This is a genomic window from Rhodococcus sp. DT1, assembly GCF_049844875.1.
GTDB lineage: Bacteria > Actinomycetota > Actinomycetes > Mycobacteriales > Mycobacteriaceae > Rhodococcus.
In genome coordinates this window covers 288,291-311,288 of the sequence record NZ_JBNCLW010000003.1, presented here as the reverse complement: position 1 = coordinate 311,288, position 22,998 = coordinate 288,291, and the positions used below count along the sequence as shown (strand labels likewise).

The following is a 22,998-nucleotide window of genomic DNA, read 5'->3' as shown; positions in this document are numbered from 1 at the left end:
ACATGAGTCTTCCGGTTACAGACACCTCCGCCGGTGAGAGCACCCGCCGGATCGATACGCTGATCATCGGCAGTGGGTTCGCCGGACTCGGCGCCGCCATCAAGCTCTCGCAGGCCGGCAAGGAATTCCTGGTCCTCGAACGCGCGGCCGAGGTGGGTGGCACCTGGCGCGACAACACCTATCCCGGTGCCGCGTGCGACGTGCCGTCGAACCTCTACTCCTACTCGTTCGCACTCAATCCCGGATGGACACGCTCGTTCTCGCCCCAGCCCGAGATCCAGGCGTACATCACCTCCGTGGCCGACAAGTACGAGGTCCGCCGGCGCACCGTGTTCGGCTGCGACGTCCAGGACGCACACTGGAACGGCGACACGCACCGCTGGGACGTGCGCACCACCCGTGGCGATTTCAGCGCCAAGAACCTCGTCTCCGCGGTCGGCGCCCTGTGCGAACCCTCGCTTCCCGACATCGCGGGAATCGACCGCTTCGGTGGCGAGATCTTCCACTCCGCCCGGTGGAACCACGACGCCGACCTCACCGGTAAGCGGGTTGCCGTCATCGGGACCGGCGCGTCTGCCATCCAGATCGTGCCCGCCATCGCCGGCACGGTCGCGCACCTCGACGTGTACCAGCGCACCGCGCCGTGGGTCCTCCCCCGCGCCGACCGCGAATACACGAAGGCCGAAAAGTTCGCCTTCCGGTACATTCCCGGCTTCCAGCGACTCTCACGCACCCTGCAGTACCTCATGCGGGAAACACAGGTGGTCGGGCTCGCCAAGGCACCCGTCTTCATGAAGCCGCTCGAACTCGCCGCGAGGGCGCAGATCCGCCGGGGCATCTCCGATCGCGCACTGCGGCGCAAGGTCACCCCGAATTTCGGAATCGGCTGCAAGCGCATGCTGATCTCCAACAACTACTACCCGGCACTCGACCGCCCGAACGTCGACCTGGTCACCGACGGCATCGCCGAGGTCACCACCGACGGCATCGTGACGAAGGACGGCACCACCCGCGAGGTCGACGCGATCGTCGTCGCCACCGGATTCCACGTCACCGACTCCCCGATGTTCGCGGGGATCTTCGGCAAGGACGGTCGCTCTCTCGCAGACGTATTCGACGAAACCGGCATGCAGGGATACAAGGGGTCCACGGTCGCGGGGTTCCCGAACCTGTTCTTCCTCGTCGGCCCCAACACCGGCCTCGGGCACACGTCCATGGTGTACATGATCGAGTCGCAGCTCAACTATCTCGTCGACGCGATCGACACGATCGATCGGCATCGTCTCGGCACCGTCGAAGTGCGCCAGGACGCCCAGGACGAGTACAACCGGGGAATCCAGGACGCACTGAAGAACAGCGTGTGGAACAACGGCGGCTGCGCTAGCTGGTACCTCGACAAGCACGGCAACAACACGACGCTCTGGCCCGGTTTCACTTTCGAATTCCGCCGCATCACCAAGCATTTCGACCTCGACGCGTACCGTAGCGTGGCCGAGTCCGATCTCCCGGCACCTGCCGAAGCCGTCGAATCCGCCGGCACCACCACCGAGCGCACCGCGCCCGCATCCAGGAAGGCTGCACTCCAGTGAGCGAATTCGAGGGCCGGGTCGTCGTCATCACGGGAGCCGCATCCGGAATCGGGCGGGCGCTCGCCGTCGACCTCGCCGGTCGGGGCGCCGCACTCGCACTGTCCGACGTCGATACGGTGGGTCTCGCGGAAACCGCGCGCCTGGCAAGCAGTCTCGGTGCCGAGGTGAAGTCCGATCACCTCGACGTCACGCAGCGGGAAGCTGTGTACGCGTACGCCGACGCCGTCGTCGCCCGCTTCGGCAAGGTCAACCAGTTGTACAACAACGCGGGGATCGCCTATCACGGTGAGTTCGAACGGTCCGAGTTCAAGGACATCGAACGGATCGTCGATGTGGATTTCTGGGGCGTCGTCAACGGCACCAAAGCCTTTCTGCCGCACCTGATCGCATCCGGAGACGGGCACCTGATCAACGTCTCGAGCCTGTTCGGCCTCCTGGGCATCCCCGGCCAGACGGCATACAACGCCGCCAAGTTCGCGGTTCGCGGATTCACCGAATCCTTGCGCCAGGAAATGCTGATCGCCAAGCATCCTGTCCGCGTGACCTGCGTGCACCCGGGCGGCATCAAGACCGCCATCGCACGGAACGCGGCAGTGCCCGACGGCGACGACCAGCAGAGCTTCGCGCAGTTCTTCGACAGCAAACTCGCCCGTACCACCCCGGAGGCTGCCGCGAAGACGATCCTCCGGGGCGTCCGGAAGAACCGCCCCCGCGTGCTCATCGGCGCCGACGCCAAGTTGCTCGACGGCTGGGTCCGGATCGTCGGTCCGTCCTACCAGCGTGTCGTAGCGACGGTTGCGGGTCGCATCATGCCCAAGAACTAGGCTGCGCCGATGCCACAGCTTCCATTGCGCCTCGTGCGGACGACCCTGCGTCCCCTCTACCGGCTCACTCTCAACGCGCGGCTGCCGTACTCGGTGCAGCGGCGATTGCTCGAAGCCGCCGCACCGATCCAGCCGTTGCCGGAGGGCACCGTCGTCCGGAAGGTCACGCTCGGCGGACGACCCGCCGAACGGGTCACGGTAGGGGCGACGGAGCGACCCACAGCGGTGCTGTATCTGCACGGCGGCGCATACACCTGCGCCTCCCCCGCCACCCACCGATCGCTGGTCGCGCATCTCGCGGCCGCGACCGGATCGGTGGTGTACGCACTCGACTACCGCCTCGCTCCGGAACACCCGTACCCGGCCGCTCTCGACGACGCGGTGGCCGCGTACATCGATCTGATCACCGAGCACGGCGCAGATGCGGCGACCACCCCGCTCGCCGGTGATTCCGCGGGCGGCGGCCTGTCGGTCGCCACCGCGCGCCGGCTCATCGACCGGCACGGCGTCACACCGGCAGCGCTGGGCCTGCTGTCGCCGTGGGTCGATCCGGGCTCCCGCACCGTGCCGTTCGACCGGGACGTCGTCGTCAACACCGCTTGGGCGTTCTCGTCCGCCGAGGCCTACCTCGGCACAGGCGACCCGGCCGATCCCGGTTACGCGCCGCTGCACGGAGACCTCACGGGACTCCCCCCTACGCTGATCCAGGTGGGCGTGAGGGAAGTGCTGTACCCGCAGATCTCCGAGTTCGCGGAGAAGCTGCGTGCGGCGGGCGTCGATCTGGAGTACACCGAACAGCCCGAGTTGTGGCACGTCGCGCACCTGCAGGCCGGACTCGTACGCGAGGCGGCCGAGGCGGTGGACGATGTCGGAACGTTCCTGCGACGGCACATGTCCGGTGCGGCACCGGCAGGCACACACGACTGACGGTCGACCGGAAGAGCCGATTAATTCTATAGTTGAGATCCGACAATTCGACCGGACGGTGGATCTCATGACGGACGACCCGAACACCCCGGACATCCTGCTCAGCGATAGCGAGCGTCTGCACGCGCTCAACGTCCTGAGTGAGCACTACGCCGCAGGCCGGCTCGACTCGTCGGAGTTCTACGACCGATCCGGCTGGGTCGCGCAGGCACGCAGCCTGTCCGCCGCCCGGCCGGCCTTCGACGGCCTTCCGGGTGGTGTACCGCTGGAAATCGCCGACGGGCATGTCCGGGTGGTCGACGGGTCCGCATCCGTTCCGGCGGTGCGCCCGAACGATGCGCCCGCACCCACCGATCCGGAAACCGAACTCGTCTCGCTGCGCCAACGGGGAAGCGTCGTCGAGTCTCTCGACTGGATCATCATCGGCATCACCCTGATGACGTTTCTCGTGCTGCAGATGATCGTCGATTGGGAGTACGCCTGGGTGGTATGGCCGTCGCTGATCGTCACGCTGAGTGTGCCCCGCATGATCCTGGGTTTCAGCGACGAGGACGAAGAGCTCTACGAGGAGCTCAAGGAATCGAGCGCCGATGAGCGCAAAGCGCGCCTGCGGGAAGCGGCGGAACGGATCCGGCAGCTCGAGAGCGGCGACAGCAAACGAGAGAAGTGAGGCCCGCCCTCGGCCTGAGTCTCAGCGCGCGGCGAGCCAATCGTCCGCTGCGCGGCCGGGTTCGAGCTCCCCGCGTCGCACCGCGTCCCCCATCTCGGCGAGTTCGTCCGTGGTGAGCTCCCCTGCCACCACGTTCAGCGCCTTCACCTGCTCCGGTGTCAGTGCACCGCTGCGTATCAGCGGGACGACATTCGCGGCCGCCGCGGAGCTTCCGGCGTCCCCTGCATCTCCCGACCCGGGCTGCTCGGCGACCGCATAATCGGAGACCGAGAGCCCCTGCGGCAGCGATCTGTTCAATTCCTCGAACACGTCGTCCGGCTCGACCGCAGTGGCGCCGGGCTGCAACCGCAGCAGCAGCCCTCCCATGTATTCCGGCAGCACGTCGACCGCGCCGGAATCCAGCGCCGCCAGATCCTCGCCTTCGGAAAGCCCGAGCCGGGTATCCACGGGCGACCCGGTGCCGCGCAGCACTGCTGCGTAGATCTCGGCGAGAACCCGGCTGTCGGGCGACTGCCCCGAGCCGACGGTGAGCACACCGGGACCCGAATCCGCCGACAGGACCTGGCCGGTCGAGCATCCGACGAGTGTCGCGGCCGTCGCCATCATCGCCGCGACGCCGAGCATCCGTGTCTTCACCGATCGTCACACTCCTCGAACTCGCCCGTTGCTAGGCCGCCTCCTATCGTCCCATCCGGTTGCGGCAGCATCGGCGGGAGGCACCGCAGCACCGCTTCCTCTCACCGACGCCGAACGCCCGCCCGGAGTCCCGGACGGGCGTTCGGCGAACAGAACAGCTCGGATCAGGCGACGCCCTCGGCCTTGGCCGCTGCCGCAACAGCTTCCGCGACGGCCGGCTCGACCCGCGGATCCAGCGGGCTCGGCACGATCTTGTCGACGGACAGTTCGTCGGCGACGACCGAGAGGATCGCGTCGGCGGCCGCGAGCTTCATGCCCTCGGTGATGCGCCGGGCACCGGCGTCCAGCGCGCCCCGGAACACACCCGGGAACGCGAGCACGTTGTTGATCTGGTTCGGGAAGTCGCTGCGACCGGTGGCGACGATGGCGGCGTACTTGCGCGCGATGTCGGGGTGGATCTCCGGGTCGGGGTTGGACATCGCGAAGATGATGGCGTTGTCGGCCATCGTCGCGATGATCTCTTCGGGGACGGTGCCCGCGGACACGCCCAGGAACACATCGGCCCCGTCGAGAGCCTCGATGAGACCGCCGCGACGATCCGCCGGGTTGGTACGAGAAGCCAGGTCGGCCTTGATCGGGTGCAGGTCGGAGCGATCCGACGAGACGATGCCCTTCGAATCGAGCACCACGACGTCCTCGATGCCCGCGGCGAGAAGGATGTTCGCGCACGCGACACCCGCGGCACCGGCGCCGGAGATGACCACGCGCAGCGTCTTGATGTCACGGTCCTGCACCTTCACGGCGCCCTTGAGCGCAGCCAGCGCGACAATCGCGGTGCCGTGCTGGTCGTCGTGCATGACGGGGCAGTCGAGTGCCTCGATGACGCGCTTCTCGATCTCGAAGCAGCGCGGCGCCGAAATGTCCTCGAGGTTCACGGCACCGAAGCTGGGACGCAACCGGATCAGCGTCTCGACGATCGCGTCGGGATCCTTCGTGTCGAGCACCAAGGGAATCGAGTCGAGCCCGGCGAACTTCTTGAACAGCGCGGACTTACCCTCCATCACGGGCAGCGACGCGCGGGGGCCGATGTCGCCGAGTCCGAGCACGGCCGTGCCGTCGGACACGACGACGACGAGCCGGCTCGTCCAGGTGTAGCGCGCGGCGAGCGTCTCGTCGGCCGCGATCGCACGGCTGACCTGGGCGACGCCCGGGGTGTAGGCGATGGAGAGGTCGCGCTGGGTCTCGAGCGGCGCGGCGAGCTCGACCGAAAGCTTCCCGCCCACATGGCTTGCGAAGATCTCTTCGTCGGTCAGCTCGAGCTTCTCGGGGGTATGTGCAGCAGACACAATTGACACGATGACACTCCTGCGTGTTCCGAGACCAGTCCTGGCCTCGGTTACTGCGAAGAAACTGCACTCTCATGCGTTTCACATGGAGATACAGTGCTCCGCCAAGGACATATTCGATGAAGCATCCGGCGCGCGATCATGGTTACGGCTGTGGAACGCTGTACGTCTTCCGGAGCGCGATGGCGCCGGGGCGGGTGGCCTCGGCGACAAGCCCTCGAGCGGCTCTGCCATCTTTCTTCCGATACCGGAAGGGTGACTCCGGCCTCGGTCGTGGTGGCGAGTTTGCCACCTTTACAGACCAACAATCAAATCGGCATCGATTGCAAAGGTTTCACCTTTTTGTGGTCTCACCTGTGAGTTTGCGGTAACCCCGGGGACGGCGCAACCCGGTTCCTGGGGATTCTCCGGTGCTACCGGTCGGTAGCACCGGAGCGCCGCCGATTCAGCCCCACCACTGCGTGATCAACAGAATCGATGCAGTGACGATGACCACAACGGGTGCGGCGAACGCGGCGAAGCCCCGTGCGCGGTCGGCGACGATTTGGGCGCCGACGGCCACGAGTGCCGCGACGACGTGGGCCGCCACCGAAGCCGAGCCCGGTCCGGGAAAGCCCCGCTGGCCGCCGAGATACTGCGCGCCGACCACCACCGCGGCCAGCACGAGCACTGCCCCGGCGACCACGCCGGACACGACCCGCCCCGCACGAACCGGCAACGATGCCCTACGCGGCTGCCCGGAGTGCCCGGAGTGCCCGGCCCTGCCGTACTTCCGGTTGTCGTACTGCTGCCTGTCGTACTGCCTGCTGTCGTACTGCCTGCTGTCGTACTGCCTGCTGTCGTACTGCCGCCTGTCGTACTGCCGCCTGTCGTACTGCCGCCTGTCGTACGCCCGGCTGTCGTGATGCTCCGGCGCCGCGGCGAATTCGTCGTCCCGTCCGGCGCCCTGATGCCCCGTCCCCGACGTCCTCATCCCACGACCACCTCGACTCCCTTCGCCCTGTCGAGCAGAGCTTCGTACGCGCCGGGGTCGGTCGTGAACCGTCCGAGCGCGATGTCCTTGTTCCGTCCGTGATAGTCCGACGATCCGGTGACGAACAACCCCAGGCGTTCAGCCATGTCGCGCATCAACCGGGCATCCGCGTCGCTGTGGTCCGGGTGATCCGCTTCGAGTCCGCCCAGGCCGATCTCCGCGAGTTCCTCGATGTGGTCGAGGGCCAGCAGGCGCCCGCGTGCGCGCGCACGAGCGTGCGCGATCACGGTGACACCGCCCGCGGCCGTCACCATCCGCACCGCGTCCGCGAGCGGCGTGTCCGCTTTCGACACGTAATAGCGGCCTCGCGGCGACAACAGTTCGGTGAATGCGTCTCCCACCGTCGCCACCACCCCGGCGTCGACGAGCGCACGGGCGAGATGCGGCCGGCCCGCCGCCGGCCCCGCCTGTGCGAGGACCGCGTCGACATCGATCGGGAGCCCGTCGTCGGCCATGCGCTCGGCCATCGTCCTGATCCGCGACACGCGCTCCCCGCGCAACCGCCCGAGTTCGACCACGAAGTCCGGGTCGTCCGGGTCGAACAGATACGCCAGCAGGTGCACCGCGACAGGCGCGCCATCCTCACCGCGCCCCGTGCACGACATCTCCATCCCGCGCACGAGTCGCAGTCCGGACGGCGTCGCCGCGGCCGCCTCGTCCCATCCGGTGGTGGTGTCGTGGTCGGTCAGTGCCACCACGTCCAGTCCTGCCTCGGCAGCCGCGCGAACCAGCGCGGACGGACTGTCCGTGCCGTCGGACGCGGTGGAGTGGGAATGCAGATCTATGCGCACGTCACCAGTCTGTCAGGTGTGGCGACTAACATGACGGCGCGACATCTCGTGCCGCTCGACCACAACGGAGGGAGGGAGACCATGGCGAACCTGCCCTCCCGATCGGATCGGCACATCTCGGTGGCACCACCCGAGGCGGCCGGGCCGCCCCCACCGGTGCCCACCGAACAGGCCGTGGTGGACTGCGCGGTCTATATCGACGGCCGGCGCGAACCGGGCAAGTACACACACTCCGAGGCGCTCGCCGAAGTGCGTCGCCGCGGAAACGGATTCGTGTGGCTCGGCCTGCACGAACCGGACGAACAGCAGATGACGAGCGTGGCCCGGACGTTCGGCCTGCACGAACTGATGGCGGAGGACGCGGTCCACGCGCACCAGCGCCCCAAACTCGAGCGTTACGACGATCTGTTGTTCCTGGTTCTGCGGACCGTGAGCTATATCGAGCACGAGAGCGTGACCACGACCAAGGACATCGTCGAAACCGGCGAGATCATGCTGTTCACCGGGCCGGACTTCATCATCAGCGTGCGACACGGCGACCATTCCGAACTCTCCCGGGTGCGCAGCCGGCTCGAGAAGAATCCGGCGCGGTTGATGCTCGGTCCCGCCGCGGTGCTGCACGCGATCGCCGACCACGTCGTCGATTCCTATCTCGCGGTCACCACCGCCGTGCAACCCGACGTCGACGATCTCGAAGAACTCGTCTTCACCCCCGACACACATATCGCGGTCGAACAGATCTACCTCCTCAAGCGCGAAATCGTGCAGTTGCGACGCGCGGTCGTCCCGCTCGCCGAACCGTTGCAGCTACTCATCCGGTCGCCGGGCAACCCTGTGCCGAAGGACGTGCGCCGCTACTTCCGTGACGTCGCCGACCACCACACCACCGTCTCCGACCGCATCGCCGCGTTCGACGAGACTCTCGGCACGCTGCTCGACGCGGCCATCGCGAAGGTCACCGTGCAACAGAACACAGATATGCGACGCATCTCGGCGTGGGTCGCGATCGCCGCGGTGCCTACGATGATCGCCGGTATCTACGGAATGAACTTCGACAAGATGCCCGAGTTGCACTGGGATTACGGCTATTTCCTCGTGTGGGGTGTCATCGTCGTCATCACCGTGGGACTGTTCGTCACGTTCCGACGCAACAAGTGGCTGTGACGACCGCACTTTTCGAACGCGGGCCGGGAAGTCCTGCGGCGCAGCACGACCGGGGCCGGATCGTCCTGGTCGTCGCCCTCGCGCTGATCGCTGCGCAGGTGGCGCTCCGGACCGCGATCGCGGTCACGAGCGAGTTCTACTGGGACGACCTGATCCTCATCGGGCGGGCCGGCACCGAGTCGCTGCTGTCGGAGTCCTTCCTGCGGTACGACCACGACGGCCATCTCATGCCCGGCGCGTTTCTCGTCGCAGGGCTCGCCACCATGATCGCCCCGCTGCAGTGGTGGCCTGCCGCGGTGACTCTCGTGCTGGCGCAGGCACTCGCCTCGCTCGCGGTGCTCCGCGTGCTGTGGCTGTTGCTCGGTGCACGGCGCGCACTCTGGGCGCCTCTCCTGTTCTACCTGTTCACCCCGCTGACCCTGCCTGCGTTCGCATGGTGGGCGGCGGCACTCAATTCGCTACCGATGCAGGCGGCTCTCGCCTGGGTCGCGGGCGACGCCCTTCGGTACGCCCGCTCCGGCCGGCGCCGGTATCTCGTGAGCGGCGTACTCGTCACGGCCCTCGCGTTGATGTTCTTCGAGAAGGCGATCCTCGTTCCGTTCGTCGCGTTCACCGTGCTCGCCCTCACCTACCGCGTCGACGGGCAGCGCCGGCCGGTGCGGACCGCGTTGCAGCAGGCGGCACCGCTGTGGCTCGCCTCGGCGGTCGTGCTCGCGGTGTGGAGCGGTCTCTACGTCTCCACGGTCGAATCACGGTTCGGCGTACCGACCGCCGACATGGCGCTCGGATTGAGCCACCACGGCCTGTCGTACGGATTGCTCCCCTCCCTGGTCGGTGGCCCGTGGCAGTGGGACCGGTGGAACCCCGGACCGCCGTGGGCGGACCCACCGGTAGTGCTCGTCGTCGTGGCCTGGGCCGCGCTCGCCGGCGCGCTCGCATGGAGCCTGCGGACACGGCAGCGCACCGGATTCGTCTGGGCCGCGACCGGCGCATACGTCGCGGCATCGATGGTCGCGATGATCAGTACCCGATTCGGGCCCGGCACCACATACGAACTCGCCCAGACGCTGCGGTACTTCGCCGACTCCGCTGTCGTCGTCGCTGTCGCGGCCGCACTGATCCTGCGGGCGCCACCCCGGCCGGATGCGCCGGCGATCCCCACGACTGTGGTGCGGGCGGTCGCGGCCGTGGCCGCAGCAACGTTCGCCGTCGGTTCCCTGTGGTCCACAGTGACCTTCACCCGAAGCTGGACCGATAATCCGACCGGCGAGTACCTGGACAACGCTCGCTCCGGTCTGGTCTCCCGCCCGGACGTGGCCGTACTCGACCATCCGGTCTCGGTGTGGGTCCTCCTTCCCGTGACGTTTCCGCACAACCTGATGGGATCGGTGTTCGCCGCGCTCCCCGACCGGTCCGACATCGGCGACAGCACGACGGAACTACGCGTCCTCGACGAGGCGGGGGCACTCGTGCCCGCCGATCTGATGGCGGTGCGCTGGGTCGATCCGGGCCCCGAACCGGGATGCGGTCGTCACGTGGTGCCCGGCACCACCACGATGCTGCCGACCGGGCCGATGCTGGAAGCGACGTGGACCGTCCAGCTGAACTATCTGGCGTCGGCCGACGGCGAGATCGAGGTGGGTTTCCCGTCGCGGGAACCGGCTCGCGTCGAGGTCACCGAGGGTCCGGGCACGGTGTACGTGCGGGTGCCCGGCGGCGGCGACGGTCTACAGGTTCGCACCGCTACCCCCGGTATGAGCGTGTGCGTCGGTGCGGGGCCGGTGGGAGTGGTCGTACCGCGTTGACGCACCCGCATTCAGAAGCGGGCTTGCGCTCGCTTGGGGTCGCGGAGGTCGATGCCCGCCTCCGTCCACGCCTCGCGCAGTGCGTCCGCGCCGCGTAACCGCTTCCACGCCGCTTCGGTGCCGGTCAGCGGAATCGCGTCGAAGAACCGCACCGGATCGGCCGGCTCGGGCAACACCAGATCCGGCACGTCGCCGCTGCCGAGCAGCACCGCCGTGAACGGTGCACCCTCCCAGAGCGGCTCACCCAGATCGAGCAGGGCGTCGTCGGTCAGCACGACTCCCTCCACCGCCGGAAGCGCGGCGAGCAACGCGAGCGTGCGGTGCACCCCGGTCGTCAGGCCCTCCGCATTACGCAGACTCAGAACCAGTTCGGCACGCGGCCCACGATTGGGGTCCGCGACCATCTCCGTCGGGTCGCCCATGGGATGCCGGGAGCATCCCAACGTGGCGAACCGCAGAAGTCCGGTCTCGGGACTGCGGAACCGCAGCACATCGATGGGTTCGAGTCCCAGGAACGTCACCGACGCGGACTCCGGTTCCCCACCGCCGGGGCCGGAGAGGTGGGCGGTGAGATGGGCGCGGACTGCGTCGAGCACTGCGTCGGTCACCCCTGCAATCTAGTCTGCGCCCGCGACCGGGTCTCGGTCCGTGCCACTAGTGCGCCTCGGGCAGGATCCGGACCTCGCGGTCGTCTGCGCCCGGCGCCGAGAACTTCAGCAGGCGCATCCCTTCGGCCTCGATCGCCGACCGGTTCGCGTTGGTGAGACGGCGCCACGGCGTGACCTCGAGGACCGCCGAACGACGTGTCGTGGTGCGGCGGACCGACCCGGCGACCGTCCCGCCGACGAGGACGGCCGCGTGGACGATCCCGTTCTTCGTGACGAGCCGGCGGCGGTCGGCGTCGGACACCAGCCGGGTGCGGTCGGCGTGCGAGAGCAGCACGTTGTCGTACTGCGCGAGGATGCGAACCGGTGCCGGCGTCGCCGGATCGGGACGGGGAGCGTCCGGCAGGTCGAACAGTTCGACCCCGTTCTCGTCGCGGAAGACGGTGAGATCGGGCCGAAGCGCGTCGAAGATCTCGCCGAGACCCGTGAGCCCCGACCATGCCTGCGCGTCGCGTGCGCTCGCGGGGCCGAACGCCGCGAGGTACCGGCGTACGAGCGCGACAGGTTCCGGTGCGAGCGGAGGAAGGGATTCGCCGCCGCGCCCGACCCAATGGTCGAGAAGCGCGAGTCGCGGTAGACCCGATCGCCCCCACAGTCCGCGCGGAGGCACCTGCACCAGCGGTAGCAATCCGCGTACCGCGTAGGCGAGGGCACCGGGCTCGTAACCGGGGAAACGTTCTGCGAGCAGACGGCCCAGTTCCTGGCCGGTGCGCGGTTCGTGGCGGACCAGCTCTGCGGCGAAATCGGACAGTGCCCTGTGGTCGATGCCCGCGAGGCCCGCGGCGTGTTGCGTATCGGTGCGCAGCGCGCGCGTCAGCAGAGGCTGCATCCAGGACCGCAGCGCGAGGGCGTCGGGCGCTGTCACCGCGAAGACGGTTCCGCGCATCAGCGCGATGCGCACCACCTCGCGGGAGGCGATCAGATCCGACAATCGGTCGGGTGTGAATCCGCGTATCCGTGTCCACAACGCGAAATACGGTGGCTCGGGCGCCTGCGCCTGCAACCCGATCAGGTGCTCGAGCATCGCCGCGGTGGAAAGGTCGCTCCGCCTGAGCAGGTGCTGGCGGGCAAGGGTGGCGCGACCGAGTTCGCGAACGGTGAGGGTCCGGTTCGTCACGGGTCGACTGTCGCACAGGTCTCCGACACGCAGGACGCCCCCGCTGCGGCCCAGCACCCGGTACCGTCGAGGAATGGCGCGCGACACCGGTTTTCCGGTTTCCGATGCCGGTGACGATTTCGCGCGGCAACGTCGCCGCGCCGAGTACGCCCGGCTGATCGCATGGCTGCGGCGCGAACCCGACGATGTCAACACCGTGTTGCCGTTCGACGAAGTCGTTCGTGCGCTCGGCAGGGTCGACGAGCGCCGACTCGGCCTGCAGATCATCGAGGTGTCGTCGATCGTCGGCAGCGTGGACCGCACCGACGACTTCGATCGGCGTTTCCGTCCCACGTCGGCGCGTCTGCGCGAACGCTGGGAGAGGATCGCTGTCGCACGGCGGCGAGGCGAGGCGATGCCGCCCATCTCCGTGTACCGGGTCGGCTCGTTGCATTTCGTGCAGGACGGGCACCACCGCGTGTCGATCGCCTACGCCCAGCACGACCGCACCATCGACGCGTACGTCACCGAGATCATCACCCGGATCTCGGCCGACGGGATCACCGGGCAGTCGGACCTCGTGCGCAAGGACCATTACCGGATGTTCTGCACGCGTGTGCCCCTGCCCGCCGACGCCGTTGACGCCGTGCGGGTCACGGACCCGTGGGACTACGCCGAACTGTCCGAAGCGGTGGAGGCGTGGGGGTTCCGTCTCATGCAGGACCTCGGTGAGTTTCTGACCCGCGAAGATGTCGCGCGGCGCTGGTACGAGGACGAGTTCGTGCCCGTGGTCGCGCTGGTCCGCGCCGCCGGCATGTTGCCGAACCGGACGGACGCCGAGGCATACCTCTGGATCGCGCGCGAACGCTATCGCCTCGTCCGCCGCCACGTGTGGAACGACGACATCGTGGAGACGTTGCGGCGACGCAATCCGCGGTGACGGTCCGTCCGGCCGTCACCGCGGTTGCGTCACTACTGCAGCGTGACGTTGGTTCCCGTTTCCTGGTCGAAAAGCGCGACTTTGGCCGGGTCGAACCACAAATCCACCGGCTTGTCCTTGGCCACCCCGGATTCGACGGGGAGTCGTGCCACCAGCGTGCCGCCGGCGAGATCGACCGAGGCCGTCGCGGCGGCGAGTTCGTCGAGTTCCTTCGACCGCACCTCGGGGCCTTCCACGGTGAAGTACGCGAACTTGTCCGACCCCATCGATTCGAGGACGTCCACATCGGCCGTGAAGGTCACGCCCTGTTCCCGTTGCGCGGGTTCGAGGAGCGCCGCGTCCTCGAAATGCTCGGGACGGATACCGAGCACCACGTCGCGGGAAGGATTGTGCTGCCGGACCATCTCCCACCGGTCGTCCGGGAGCGCGAAATCCCCGAAGGCGGAACGTATCTTGCCCGACTCCAGTTGCCCCGAGGTGAAGTTCATCGCGGGTGAGCCGATGAACCCGGCCACGAACAGGTTCCGGGGATGGTCGTACAGGTCCTGCGGTGCACCCACCTGTTGCACGAGTCCGCTGCGCATGACCACCACTCGGTCACCGAGTGTCATCGCCTCGGTCTGGTCGTGCGTGACGTACACGGTGGTCGTGCCCAGCCTCTTCTGCAACCGGGCGATCTCCGTCCGCATCTGCACCCGGAGTTTCGCATCCAGGTTGGACAGCGGTTCGTCCATGAGGAACGCCTTGGGGTTGCGAACGATGGCTCGTCCCATGGCGACTCGCTGCCGTTGACCACCGGAGAGATTGGCGGGCTTGCGGTCGAGATGCTGGGTGAGATCGAGGATGCGCGCGGCCTCGTCGACCTTCTCCGCGATCTCGCTCTTCGGAAGCTTCGCCAAAGTCAGTGGGAACTCGATGTTCTCGCGCACCGTCATGTGCGGATACAGGGCGTACGACTGGAACACCATCGCGATGTCGCGGTCCTTCGGAGCCTTCTCGTTGACGCGTTCACCCGCGATCCGCAGTTCACCGCTCGAAATGTCCTCGAGGCCGGCGATCATGTTCAGCGTCGTCGACTTTCCGCAACCGGACGGGCCCACGAGGATGATGAATTCGCCGTCCGCGATCGTCAGATCCACGTCGCGGACGGCTTTGGCGCCGTCAGGGTATTCCTTCGTCACCTTGTCGAGCACGATCTCGGCCATGACGCTCACCCCTTCACCGCGCCGGACGTCAGTCCGGCGACGATACGACGTTGGAAGATCAGTACGAACACGATGATCGGGATGGTGATGACCATCGCGGCAGCGGCGATGGAACCGGTCGGTTCCTCGAACTGCGAAGCCCCGGTGAAGTTCGCGATCGCCGCAGGTGCCGTGATCGATCGCTCCGTCGATGTCAGCGAAATCGCGAACAGCAGGTCGTTCCAGCAGAAGATGAACACCAGAATCGCGGCGGTGATGATTCCCGGTGCAGCCAGTGGCGCGATCACCTTCCGGAACGCCTGCGCCGGGGTGGCGCCGTCCATCTTCGCGGCCTTCTCGAGTTCCCAGGGGATCTCCCGGAAGAAGGCCGAGAGCGTATAGATCGCGAGTGGGAGCGAGAAGGTGATGTACGGGATGATCAGCGCGGCCCAGGTGTCGAACAACCCGATGCTGCGCATGATCTCGAACAGCGGGCTGACCAGGGAGATCTGCGGGAACATCGCGATGAGCAGGGCGACCCCGACCAGCACCTTCTTGCCCGGGAAGTCCAGGCGGGCGACGGCGTACGCCGCCATCGTCCCGAGGATCACGGCGATGAACGTCGCGATCAGCCCGATCCCGATGGAGTTGATCAACGCGCTCGTGAACGCGTTGGTCTTGAAGATGCCCCGATAGTTGTCGAGGGTCCACTGCTGCGGGATGAAGTTGCCGTCCTGGATGGTGCCGGGCGGCTTGAACGACAGGCTGGCGATCCACAGCACCGGCACGAGCGCGTAGAGGAGCACGAGCACGTTGACCGCGGACCACGACACGGTCTTGTTGCGGGTATCCGCCATCGTCACCGCTTCCCTTCGTCCGACCCGGGCGCCGACGCACCGAACAACTTGATGAACACGAACGCGATGATGGCCACACACACGAAGATCAGCACGCTGATCGCAGATCCGATACCCAGGTTGAACGCCCTGAACAGGTTGTCGTAGCCGAGGATCGACAAGGAGCCGGTGCCGTTGGAGCCGCGCGTGAGCACGTAGATGTTGTCGAAGATCCGGAACGCGTCGAGTGTGCGGAACAGCAACGCGACGAGAATCGCCGGTTTCATCAGCGGCACGATGATGCGGATCAGCCTGGTCCACGCTCCCGCGCCGTCCACCTGCGCGGCCTTGAGCAGGTCGTCGGGAACCAGGGCGAGCCCTGCGAGCAGGAGCAACGCCATGAACGGTGTGGTCTTCCAGACCTCCGCGAGCACGATGATCGCCAGCGACGGGAGTTGGTCGGTGAGCGGCGCACTGCCGTCCGGCAACAGGTTCGCAAGGTACCCGGTTCCCGGCGTCCACGCGTAGTACCAGCTGTAGGCGGCCGCGACGGTGACGATGCCGTACGGGATGAGCACGACGGTGCGTACCAGTCCCTTGCCGAGGATCGTGCGCTGCATGACGAGAGCGATTGCCAGGCCGAGGACGAACTCGATCGCCACCGAGACCACGGTGATCCCCAGCGTGACGAAGAACGCCTGCCACCAGAACCCGTCGGTGAGCACATCGACATAGTTCGACAGGCCGACGAACGTCCGGTCGTCGGGGAAGCGAAGGTCGTAACGCTGCAAGCTCAGCCACACGGCGTAGGCGACCGGGTAGGCCGTCACCGCGACCATCACCAGAGCAGCGGGTGCGACGAGCCAGAGACCGAGGCGCCGCTCTGCCTTCTTCCCTTCGGACAGAGCAACTTTCGCCGGGCGAGCGCTGTCGTCCTGCTCGTCGCTCTGTTTCTGCGATTCGACTGCCGTCACGGAACCAGCCCTTCCGAGTTGACCGCCTTGCGGACCTGTTCGGCGAGTTCGCCGACGGTCTTCGGCGGGTCGATCCGGTCCACCGGGTTGAGGATGGAGGTCACCAGCGTCGAAATACTCTGGTATGCAGGCGAAGCGGGGCGTACGGCCGCGTTCTCGAGACTGGCCCGCACCTCCCGCCACGCCGGATACGCCTCCTGGAAAACCGGGTCGTCGTACAGCACTTCCAGAGTCGGCGGTACGCCACCGCCGATGGCGTTGTTGCGCTGATTCTCTTCGTTGCGCAGGCACGTCATTGCCTCGAAGGCGAGGTCGGGATGAGTGCTCGTCCGCGCCACGGCGATGTTGAATCCACCGATCGTGACCTTCGCCGGCTCACCCGGAATCACGGACGGGTACGGCGCCGGAAGGAAGTTCTGCTCCCCGTCGACGGTGAGGACCGTGTTGCCGGTGTTCTCGGTGGTGACATTGCCGTTCTCGTCGATGAACGGCAGGTCGGCGGCATTCTCGAGGATCCCGGGAAGCACGAACGGCCAGTTCACTTCGAACGCCGTGCGGCCGCTCTCCATCCCCAGTCGCACTGCCGCTTCGTCGGCCTGGTTCAGGGAGGGGTCGACTCCCGGCGCGGTCGCCACCCTTTTCATGATGTCGAGGGCGGTCTCCGCCGCATCGCCGTCCTCGAGTGTGACGGTGGTGCCGTCGTCGGCGACGACGGACCCACCGGCGCTGGCAAGAAGGGTGTTGAACCACACCATGAGACCTTCGTACTGGCGTCCCGTGACCCCGATCCAGCTCGGTAGCCCCTCCTCGGCGAGGCCGCTCGCGATCTCGATCATTTCGTCCCATGTCTGCGGCGGCTGCCCGTCCGGCATCAGATCCTGGCGGTACCAGAGCAGTTGAGTGTTGGTGTTGAGCGGTGCGGCGTAGAGGACGTCCTGCCAGGTGGCCGATTCCAGAGGCCCTCGGAGGGTCCCTTCGGTCACGTCGGCCGCAATGTCGGGAGGAAGCGGTAGAGCCCATCCCGCTTCGGCGAACTCGGCGGTCCAGACCACGTCGAGCGTCATCAGGTCCAGACTCGCATCGCCGCCGGTGAGCCGTCTCGCCAGCTGCAGGCGCTGGTCGTCTGCGTTCTTCGGCAGCGTCCGCTGCTCGACCGTGTAGCGCCCCTGAGCCTGCTCGGTACACACGGCCGCTGCCTGCGCGTACTGCTCGGCACCGTCCGCTGCCGTGTAGAAACTCAGGACGGTACCGCTGCTGTTGTTTCCGCAGGCCGTCAGACCGGCTCCGACAAGCACAGCAACGGCGCCGGCCGTGACGTGTCTTGCCCACTTCCGTCGCATACCGCCTCCGCCCGCACTGCCGAGACAGTGACTTGTGTCACCGAAATCGACAATATCGCTTGGGGTCGCACAAGCGGAGCAAAACGGGCTTTGGGCGCATGCCGCCGGGAGGGAGGTGCGGGTCGCTCAGAAAGAAGTACCGGCGAACGGTGCCGGGACCCATCCGAAGAGCCGGTCCGCGACCGGCACCGCGTCCGCGTGCCGAACCTCGATCCGGCCCGCCGCGGCCAACGTGCGACAGGCGACGCCGCCCAGCAGGAGCGACCCCAGCTCGGCCACACCGATCCGCAGATCGGCCTGCCCGTCGCTTCGCGCCGCGCCGTCGGCGGAGATCGTGTACGTACCCTCGTTCTCCGGGAACATCGGGTCGACGACGCCGAGCGTCACCGTCCCGTCTCCCGTATAGACGCGGGACGCCAGTGCCCGCTCCACGTCGAGCACCCGCAGCCACGTCTCGTCCTCGATCGACCGGGTGCGTACCGCACGGTGGTCGCGCAGAAGCCAGGGCATCGGATCGTCCGTGGGCAGTTCGGCGAATCTCACGCGGGCGACGAGGTCGAGGCCGAGCAAGAAGCGCACGAGGCCGGCGTGCGCTTCCACGGACGGTGCGAAGAAATCGTCGACGACGATCGTGGGGGTCTCGCTGGTGAACCAGTCGTGCGGGTCGGCGGTGCTGGGGCGGTAGCGCACGAACCCGTCCTCGTGTCCGGGTTGCCCGTGAACAGCAACGTAACGGGCCCCCGAGGTCGACTGCGCACGCATTCTCTGGGAGTTCCACCACTGCGACCACCGTTCGAGAGTGCCCGGACGAAGGGGAAGGTGGCGGGAGTGAATGTGCGGCAACAGATCCCATGCCTCCGATCCGGTCAGCAGCCGAACGGGGCCGCCTTCCGGCGCACCGGGCCGGAAGGCCGCCCGGCGCAGGTCCACCTCGGACTCCACCGACCACGAGGCGATCCCGTACCCGAACCTGCCGTAGATCGTCGCCTCGGAGGCCCGAAGTGTCGCCACCACGTCGCCGCGGGTACGCGCGTCGCGCAGTTGCTGCCGGACGAGCGCAGTGACGACTCCCCGGCGTGTGTGGGTGGGCAGCACGCCGATGTGGGTGACGGCGGCGTGGGCTACCCTCGCGCCGCCGGGAAGGACGATCTCCCCCGAGAACGCATCGACCGTGCCGGCGAGGACACCGTCCACGAACGCTCCGAAGGTACGGCCGGGTTCGAGATAGTCGTGGATCGTCCCGTCGGGATAGGTCGGTGCCGGCAGTCCCACCATCGCTGTCCGGAACAATGCCATCGCCTGCACCAGTTCGGCCTCCGACTCGAGGACCCGCACCTGCGGCTCTGCGTTTTCACCCATCCCGGGACCCTAGCCCGCGCCGGCTCCTCCCCGCGACCGGGTATTCGGCCTGCGGCACGGACGCGTCGGCACCGCAGCGGTGTCTCATCACCGTGTCGCGTTCTGCAAGCGAACGAGTTTCGTCTCGGCGGCGGACGCCACCCGCTCCGCAGACGTCACTTCCTTCTTTGCGCGGGCCACGGCTCGTCGTGCGAACTGCCGTTGCTGCTCGGCATGGTCGAGTTTCCGGCGCAGGTCGGCGACCTCTCGTTCGGATCGTTCGAGCTCGGCATCGGCGTCCCCGGCCGCAGATCGCGCCTGCTCGGCCGACGCACGCGCCGACTCCACCTCTGCTGCGACCGCGTCGACTTCCGCCTGTCGTGCCTCACGTTCCGCCTTGTCGCGTGCGGCTTTCTCGGCCGTCTCGCGCGCGCCGGCGCTCCGGCCGCGTTTCGATGCGGCGGTCCGTTTCCCGGAGGTCCTGGGCCGCTCGGGCGCGGGCGCCTCCGGCGTGTCGTCGTCTGAGGTCTCGGGCACGAGCGTCAACGGCACGGCGGACAGGTCACCGAACCCGCTGTGCTCGACTATCGACGAGAGTCTTCCCGCGCGGACCTCGTCGGCCACCTCGGGATCGGCGAGCGCCGCGTTGAGCGTCTGGCTCACTTCCCTGAGGGCGCCCTCGGTGGCACGGCGCCCGTGGTCGTCCGCGAGGTCGGCCGCCGCCCTCTCGAGCGCTGCCACCACCTTGCGCCGCTGCGCCGACAGCGCACGCATGTCGCTGCCGGACAGCCGCCGTTGCGCGGTGCGCAGTGCGTCACCGAGATCGAAAAGTGCTGCGAGTTCGTCCCCGCGTTCGCGTGCGAGCAGATTGACCATCCATGCCGCCACCGTCGGCTTCCGGAGCCTGCCGATAGCGGCGGTGAGTTCACGGTCGCCCGCCCGGCGGGCTTCCGCCGCACATTCGTCGCGGGCGGAGACGAAGTCACCGGGATCGAGACCGTAGAGCCTGTCGGCCACCGAATCGAGATCGGGCATACGACCGACACTAGTGGCGCGGGCCGGGCCGGTGCAGCCCTCGTCGCCGCCCGGCCCGCACCGAGGGTTACAGCGCGAGCTTGGCGAGCAGGTCGCGGGCCTGCTCGGCCGTCCTCGGCTTGCACAGCACGTCATACCGCCCCGCGACGAGTTGCATCGTCGACGAGAAATCGCGCTGTCCACGGGTCGCGGCGTACGGGATCGAGGCCGAGATCAGGCCGAAGATGATGCCGCCCACGAGACCGACCAGCAGCGGGCCGAGGAAGTCGGTGGAGAAGATGCCCAGCAGCAAACCGAAGAACACACCGAGCCAGGCGCCGGAGACGATTCCGCCCCCGATGACCTTCGGCCACGTCAGCCGTCCGGTGACCCGTTCGACCTGCATGAGATCCACCCCGACGATCGTGACGTCCTCGACGGAGAAGTTCTGATCGGACAGGTGGTCGACGGCGCGCTGCGCCTCGGCGTAGGTCGTGTACGACCCGACCGGCCAGCCGGTCGGGGGTTCCGGAAGGCCCGGCACCTGACGGCCGCCAGGTCCGATGGGGTTGGTCATGAGTATTCGGCTCCTTCTCGATGGCCGCGTGCCGTCTTCACCGGCACGCCCGCTGTCCATTCTGCCCGGACCGGCGGCGAGAACACGATTACTCGCCGCGGGGAGGCTCGAACGTTTCGGTGCGAGACATCCCTGCCGCTCGCCCCTTGGCCGAGATGACGAGTGCCATCTTGCGGCTGGCTTCGTCGATCATCTCGTCGCCGAGCATCGCGGCACCGCGCGCTCCGCCTTCCGCCGAGGTGTGCCATTCGTACGCGTCGAGGATCATCTCGGCCTTGTCGTAGTCCTGCTGCCGCGGGCTGAAAACCTCGTTCGCGGCATCGATCTGACTCGGGTGCAGTACCCATTTTCCGTCGAAACCGAGCGCGGCGGTCCGTTGTGCGGAACGACGGAACGCGTCGACGTCACGGATCTGGAGGTACGGGCCGTCGATGGCCTGCAGGCCGTGAGCGCGCGCCGCCATCAGGATCGTCATGAGGATGTGGTGGTACGCGTCGCCACGGTCGTACCCGTCGGGCTGCTCCCCCACCACAAGCGTGCGCATGTTGATGCTCGCCATGAAATCCGCGGGCCCGAACACGAGTGTCTGTACGCGCGGACTCGCAGTGGCGATCGCGTCGATGTTGGTCAAGCCGAGAGCGTTCTCGATCTGGGGTTCGATGCCGATGCGCCCGACCTCGAGTCCGTGCGCCTTCTCCACCTGCGTGAGCAGGAGATCGAGCGCGTGGACATGGCTCGCGTCAGGCACTTTCGGCAGCAGAATCGCGTCCAGATGTGCACCGGCGCCCCCGACCACTTCGGCGACGTCGAGGTACGTCGAATCGGTGGTCCAGTCGTTGACCCGGACAACCTTGAGCTGGTCTCCCCACCCGTCCTCGTTGAGCGCTTCGACGATCGTCGTGCGGGCCTCGGCCTTGGCGAGCGGCGACACCGCGTCTTCCAGATCGAGGAAGATCTCGTCGGCGGGCAGACCCTTGGCTTTGTCGATCATCTTGCGGCTGCTACCCGGAACCGCGAGTACCGACCGCCGGGGCCTGAAAGAGAACGACATGACCGCACAGACCTCCACGTTCGGAAACGACACGAGCCACGGGCCCCCGGCCCGATGGCGGTGCTCATGCTACCGCTGCGGAGACCGGCGTTCGGGACCACAGAGATCGGCGTTCGGGGACCGCGAATGCGCCCTCACGTGTCGCGGCGGGAATCGTTCCCTACTGCGAATCGCTCGTGGTACCGGCGCGACGCCTCTTCCAGGACGGCACGACCCAGTCGTGCGAGTGGACGGATGTCGGTCAGCAGCGGCTCGTGATCGGGTCCCCGGCCCACGACCGTTCCTTCCAGCAACCACGCGAATCTGCCGTCCTCTTCACCGAGTTCGCCGTACTTGCAGATTCGGCGCGCCAGCCAATCCTCCAGCGGTCCCGGCCACCACGGTTCCGGGGCGAGGGTGGTCACGGACAAGCCGGGCAACGTGACACCGGCTTCGTAGTCCCGGCTCGGACCCGCGGCCTCGTCGGCGGCGGGACCTTTGGAGTACCGGACATGGATATCCGGGTTTCCCGCGACGAAGTCGGCGACCTCCCGCAAGCTCGAGAGGAGCGGGATTCCGCCTGGGACAGAGTGTGTTTCACTCAGAGTGCTGCTCATGACGTTCTCCGGACCGATCCCGAACGACGCGGGAAGCACGTCCGTCAGCGGGCCGACACCGTACGTCGGCCCGCTGACAAACAAACCTTCCCGCGTCTAGACGGCGGCGCGGCGGCGCGGCGGCAGCAGCACCCCGAGTGCGATCATCGCGACCGCGAGCACGAAGTGCAGCCAATCGTCCGCCGTGTTGAGCGGCACGAAGTTCGCTGCGCTGTCCTTGTCGATCAGGAGGCCGTAGATCCACAGGACTGCGTAGATGACACCGCCACCGATGAGATACGCCTTGGCGCCGGAGATCGTCCGGCCCAAGGCCAGTCCGGCGACACCGAAGAGCAGATGCACGATGTTGTGGAGAATCGACACTTCGAAGATTCCGAGCAGCATTGCTCCGGAATGGTGGCCTGCGAAGGTCATGGTGTCGTAGTCGGTGGTGACTCCCGGGATGAACCCGAGGATCCCCACCAGCAGAAACACCACGCCGAAAACCATTGCGGCAAGCTGGACCGGCGTTCGATTCGCTCGCATTACACGTTCGGCCATGGCCGTCCTTTCTCCATCACGAAGGAATGAGACGTGCACGGGCTACCCCTCGTCCGCTGCAT

Annotated in this window: 23 protein-coding genes; 7 read left to right on the top strand and 16 right to left on the bottom strand. The window is 67.3% G+C overall.

Annotated features, from left to right (window positions below; translation table 11 throughout):
• Window positions 1-2 precede the first annotated feature (2 nt).
• From ACLQ3J_RS09220 to ACLQ3J_RS09205, 4 genes are all read left to right on the top strand, one after another.
• Window positions 3-1,589, top strand: coding sequence for a flavin-containing monooxygenase (locus tag ACLQ3J_RS09220; protein ID WP_169652621.1), 1,587 nt, complete (start codon window positions 3-5; stop codon window positions 1,587-1,589).
• Window positions 1,586-2,413 carry an SDR family NAD(P)-dependent oxidoreductase gene (locus ACLQ3J_RS09215; RefSeq protein ID WP_296550990.1) on the top strand — a complete coding sequence of 276 codons (828 nt, stop codon included), beginning with the start codon at window positions 1,586-1,588 and terminating at the stop codon, window positions 2,411-2,413. Before ACLQ3J_RS09220 ends, ACLQ3J_RS09215 begins: the two co-directional genes overlap by 4 nt.
• A gap of 9 nt (window positions 2,414-2,422) precedes the next feature.
• Window positions 2,423-3,340 (top strand): alpha/beta hydrolase, encoded by a 918-nt coding sequence (locus tag ACLQ3J_RS09210; protein WP_169652619.1) that lies wholly within the window; start codon window positions 2,423-2,425, stop codon window positions 3,338-3,340.
• Between the two features lie 67 nt (window positions 3,341-3,407).
• Window positions 3,408-4,010 (top strand): DUF1707 SHOCT-like domain-containing protein, encoded by a 603-nt coding sequence (locus ACLQ3J_RS09205; RefSeq protein ID WP_169621670.1) that lies wholly within the window; start codon window positions 3,408-3,410, stop codon window positions 4,008-4,010.
• Between the two features lie 21 nt (window positions 4,011-4,031).
• Here the strand turns inward: ACLQ3J_RS09205 and ACLQ3J_RS09200 are convergent, their stop codons facing one another.
• The 4 genes from ACLQ3J_RS09200 to ACLQ3J_RS09185 form a co-directional block, all read right to left on the bottom strand.
• Window positions 4,032-4,646 (bottom strand): glycine betaine ABC transporter substrate-binding protein, encoded by a 615-nt coding sequence (locus ACLQ3J_RS09200; RefSeq protein ID WP_296551697.1) that lies wholly within the window; start codon window positions 4,644-4,646, stop codon window positions 4,032-4,034.
• Between the two features lie 164 nt (window positions 4,647-4,810).
• Window positions 4,811-6,001, bottom strand: a complete 1,191-nt coding sequence (locus tag ACLQ3J_RS09195) for an NAD(P)-dependent malic enzyme (RefSeq protein ID WP_169621668.1) — start codon at window positions 5,999-6,001, stop codon at window positions 4,811-4,813.
• Window positions 6,002-6,437: 436 nt separating this feature from the next.
• Window positions 6,438-6,965: a hypothetical protein gene (locus ACLQ3J_RS09190; protein WP_425902904.1), complete on the bottom strand. Its 528-nt coding sequence runs from the start codon at window positions 6,963-6,965 to the stop codon at window positions 6,438-6,440.
• Window positions 6,962-7,816 carry a PHP domain-containing protein gene (locus ACLQ3J_RS09185; RefSeq protein ID WP_169652615.1) on the bottom strand — a complete coding sequence of 285 codons (855 nt, stop codon included), beginning with the start codon at window positions 7,814-7,816 and terminating at the stop codon, window positions 6,962-6,964. The genes ACLQ3J_RS09190 and ACLQ3J_RS09185 overlap by 4 nt, the downstream gene beginning before the upstream one ends.
• An 81-nt stretch (window positions 7,817-7,897) precedes the next feature.
• Here ACLQ3J_RS09185 and ACLQ3J_RS09180 point away from each other — a divergent pair, with 81 nt between their 5' ends.
• Window positions 7,898-8,980: a magnesium and cobalt transport protein CorA gene (locus ACLQ3J_RS09180; protein ID WP_169621728.1), complete on the top strand. Its 1,083-nt coding sequence runs from the start codon at window positions 7,898-7,900 to the stop codon at window positions 8,978-8,980.
• Window positions 8,977-10,785, top strand: coding sequence for a hypothetical protein (locus tag ACLQ3J_RS09175; protein ID WP_425902901.1), 1,809 nt, complete (start codon window positions 8,977-8,979; stop codon window positions 10,783-10,785). Before ACLQ3J_RS09180 ends, ACLQ3J_RS09175 begins: the two co-directional genes overlap by 4 nt.
• A gap of 11 nt (window positions 10,786-10,796) precedes the next feature.
• Here ACLQ3J_RS09175 and ACLQ3J_RS09170 read toward each other — a convergent pair whose 3' ends face one another.
• Both ACLQ3J_RS09170 and ACLQ3J_RS09165 read right to left on the bottom strand, forming a co-directional pair.
• Entirely contained in the window at window positions 10,797-11,393 is a 597-nt protein-coding gene (locus ACLQ3J_RS09170) for a suppressor of fused domain protein (protein WP_169621663.1), read from the bottom strand.
• A gap of 46 nt (window positions 11,394-11,439) precedes the next feature.
• A complete protein-coding gene (locus ACLQ3J_RS09165; RefSeq protein ID WP_425902899.1) occupies window positions 11,440-12,567 on the bottom strand; it encodes a winged helix DNA-binding domain-containing protein in 1,128 nt (375 codons plus the stop codon).
• A gap of 73 nt (window positions 12,568-12,640) precedes the next feature.
• Here ACLQ3J_RS09165 and ACLQ3J_RS09160 point away from each other — a divergent pair, with 73 nt between their 5' ends.
• Window positions 12,641-13,486 (top strand): chromosome partitioning protein ParB, encoded by an 846-nt coding sequence (locus ACLQ3J_RS09160; RefSeq protein WP_169621661.1) that lies wholly within the window; start codon window positions 12,641-12,643, stop codon window positions 13,484-13,486.
• Between the two features lie 32 nt (window positions 13,487-13,518).
• Here the strand turns inward: ACLQ3J_RS09160 and ACLQ3J_RS09155 are convergent, their stop codons facing one another.
• The 10 genes from ACLQ3J_RS09155 to ACLQ3J_RS09110 form a co-directional block, all read right to left on the bottom strand.
• Window positions 13,519-14,691 (bottom strand): ABC transporter ATP-binding protein, encoded by a 1,173-nt coding sequence (locus ACLQ3J_RS09155; protein ID WP_425902897.1) that lies wholly within the window; start codon window positions 14,689-14,691, stop codon window positions 13,519-13,521.
• A gap of 5 nt (window positions 14,692-14,696) precedes the next feature.
• Entirely contained in the window at window positions 14,697-15,527 is an 831-nt protein-coding gene (locus ACLQ3J_RS09150) for a carbohydrate ABC transporter permease (protein ID WP_169621659.1), read from the bottom strand.
• 2 nt (window positions 15,528-15,529) lie between these two features.
• Window positions 15,530-16,411: a carbohydrate ABC transporter permease gene (locus ACLQ3J_RS09145; protein WP_169621727.1), complete on the bottom strand. Its 882-nt coding sequence runs from the start codon at window positions 16,409-16,411 to the stop codon at window positions 15,530-15,532.
• Between the two features lie 65 nt (window positions 16,412-16,476).
• Window positions 16,477-17,820: an ABC transporter substrate-binding protein gene (locus tag ACLQ3J_RS09140; protein WP_169621658.1), complete on the bottom strand. Its 1,344-nt coding sequence runs from the start codon at window positions 17,818-17,820 to the stop codon at window positions 16,477-16,479.
• Window positions 17,821-17,946: 126 nt separating this feature from the next.
• Window positions 17,947-19,179 (bottom strand): GNAT family N-acetyltransferase, encoded by a 1,233-nt coding sequence (locus tag ACLQ3J_RS09135; protein ID WP_169621657.1) that lies wholly within the window; start codon window positions 19,177-19,179, stop codon window positions 17,947-17,949.
• Window positions 19,180-19,266: 87 nt separating this feature from the next.
• Entirely contained in the window at window positions 19,267-20,193 is a 927-nt protein-coding gene (locus ACLQ3J_RS09130; RefSeq protein WP_425902896.1) for a hypothetical protein, read from the bottom strand.
• Between the two features lie 67 nt (window positions 20,194-20,260).
• Complete coding sequence (locus ACLQ3J_RS09125) at window positions 20,261-20,749, bottom strand: general stress protein (protein WP_169621655.1); 489 nt, start codon at window positions 20,747-20,749, stop codon at window positions 20,261-20,263.
• 88 nt (window positions 20,750-20,837) lie between these two features.
• On the bottom strand, window positions 20,838-21,800 hold the full coding sequence (locus tag ACLQ3J_RS09120) for an HpcH/HpaI aldolase/citrate lyase family protein (protein WP_169621654.1): 963 nt from the start codon (window positions 21,798-21,800) through the stop codon (window positions 20,838-20,840).
• A 134-nt stretch (window positions 21,801-21,934) separates the two neighbouring features.
• Window positions 21,935-22,396: a DUF6098 family protein gene (locus tag ACLQ3J_RS09115; RefSeq protein WP_296551709.1), complete on the bottom strand. Its 462-nt coding sequence runs from the start codon at window positions 22,394-22,396 to the stop codon at window positions 21,935-21,937.
• A gap of 96 nt (window positions 22,397-22,492) precedes the next feature.
• The gene (locus tag ACLQ3J_RS09110) at window positions 22,493-22,936 is read right to left on the bottom strand and encodes a DUF4383 domain-containing protein (protein ID WP_169621652.1); all 444 of its coding nucleotides are present in this window, start codon (window positions 22,934-22,936) and stop codon (window positions 22,493-22,495) included.
• Window positions 22,937-22,998: the final 62 nt, after the last annotated feature.

What these genes read in the sequence shown, in the direction of transcription:
- ACLQ3J_RS09220 (WP_169652621.1), top strand. Translation starts at nt 3, where the DNA reads ATGAGTCTTCCGGTTACAGACACCTCCGCCGGTGAGAGCACCCGCCGG.
- ACLQ3J_RS09210 (WP_169652619.1), top strand. Translation starts at nt 2,423, where the DNA reads ATGCCACAGCTTCCATTGCGCCTCGTGCGGACGACCCTGCGTCCCCTC.
- ACLQ3J_RS09205 (WP_169621670.1), top strand. Translation starts at nt 3,408, where the DNA reads ATGACGGACGACCCGAACACCCCGGACATCCTGCTCAGCGATAGCGAG.
- ACLQ3J_RS09190 (WP_425902904.1), bottom strand. Translation starts at nt 6,965, where the DNA reads ATGAGGACGTCGGGGACGGGGCATCAGGGCGCCGGACGGGACGACGAA.
- ACLQ3J_RS09180 (WP_169621728.1), top strand. Translation starts at nt 7,898, where the DNA reads ATGGCGAACCTGCCCTCCCGATCGGATCGGCACATCTCGGTGGCACCA.
- ACLQ3J_RS09160 (WP_169621661.1), top strand. Translation starts at nt 12,641, where the DNA reads ATGGCGCGCGACACCGGTTTTCCGGTTTCCGATGCCGGTGACGATTTC.
- ACLQ3J_RS09155 (WP_425902897.1), bottom strand. Translation starts at nt 14,691, where the DNA reads ATGGCCGAGATCGTGCTCGACAAGGTGACGAAGGAATACCCTGACGGC.
- ACLQ3J_RS09150 (WP_169621659.1), bottom strand. Translation starts at nt 15,527, where the DNA reads ATGGCGGATACCCGCAACAAGACCGTGTCGTGGTCCGCGGTCAACGTG.
- ACLQ3J_RS09140 (WP_169621658.1), bottom strand. Translation starts at nt 17,820, where the DNA reads ATGCGACGGAAGTGGGCAAGACACGTCACGGCCGGCGCCGTTGCTGTG.
- ACLQ3J_RS09135 (WP_169621657.1), bottom strand. Translation starts at nt 19,179, where the DNA reads ATGGGTGAAAACGCAGAGCCGCAGGTGCGGGTCCTCGAGTCGGAGGCC.
- ACLQ3J_RS09130 (WP_425902896.1), bottom strand. Translation starts at nt 20,193, where the DNA reads ATGCCCGATCTCGATTCGGTGGCCGACAGGCTCTACGGTCTCGATCCC.
- ACLQ3J_RS09125 (WP_169621655.1), bottom strand. Translation starts at nt 20,749, where the DNA reads ATGACCAACCCCATCGGACCTGGCGGCCGTCAGGTGCCGGGCCTTCCG.
- ACLQ3J_RS09120 (WP_169621654.1), bottom strand. Translation starts at nt 21,800, where the DNA reads ATGTCGTTCTCTTTCAGGCCCCGGCGGTCGGTACTCGCGGTTCCGGGT.
- ACLQ3J_RS09115 (WP_296551709.1), bottom strand. Translation starts at nt 22,396, where the DNA reads ATGAGCAGCACTCTGAGTGAAACACACTCTGTCCCAGGCGGAATCCCG.
- ACLQ3J_RS09110 (WP_169621652.1), bottom strand. Translation starts at nt 22,936, where the DNA reads ATGGCCGAACGTGTAATGCGAGCGAATCGAACGCCGGTCCAGCTTGCC.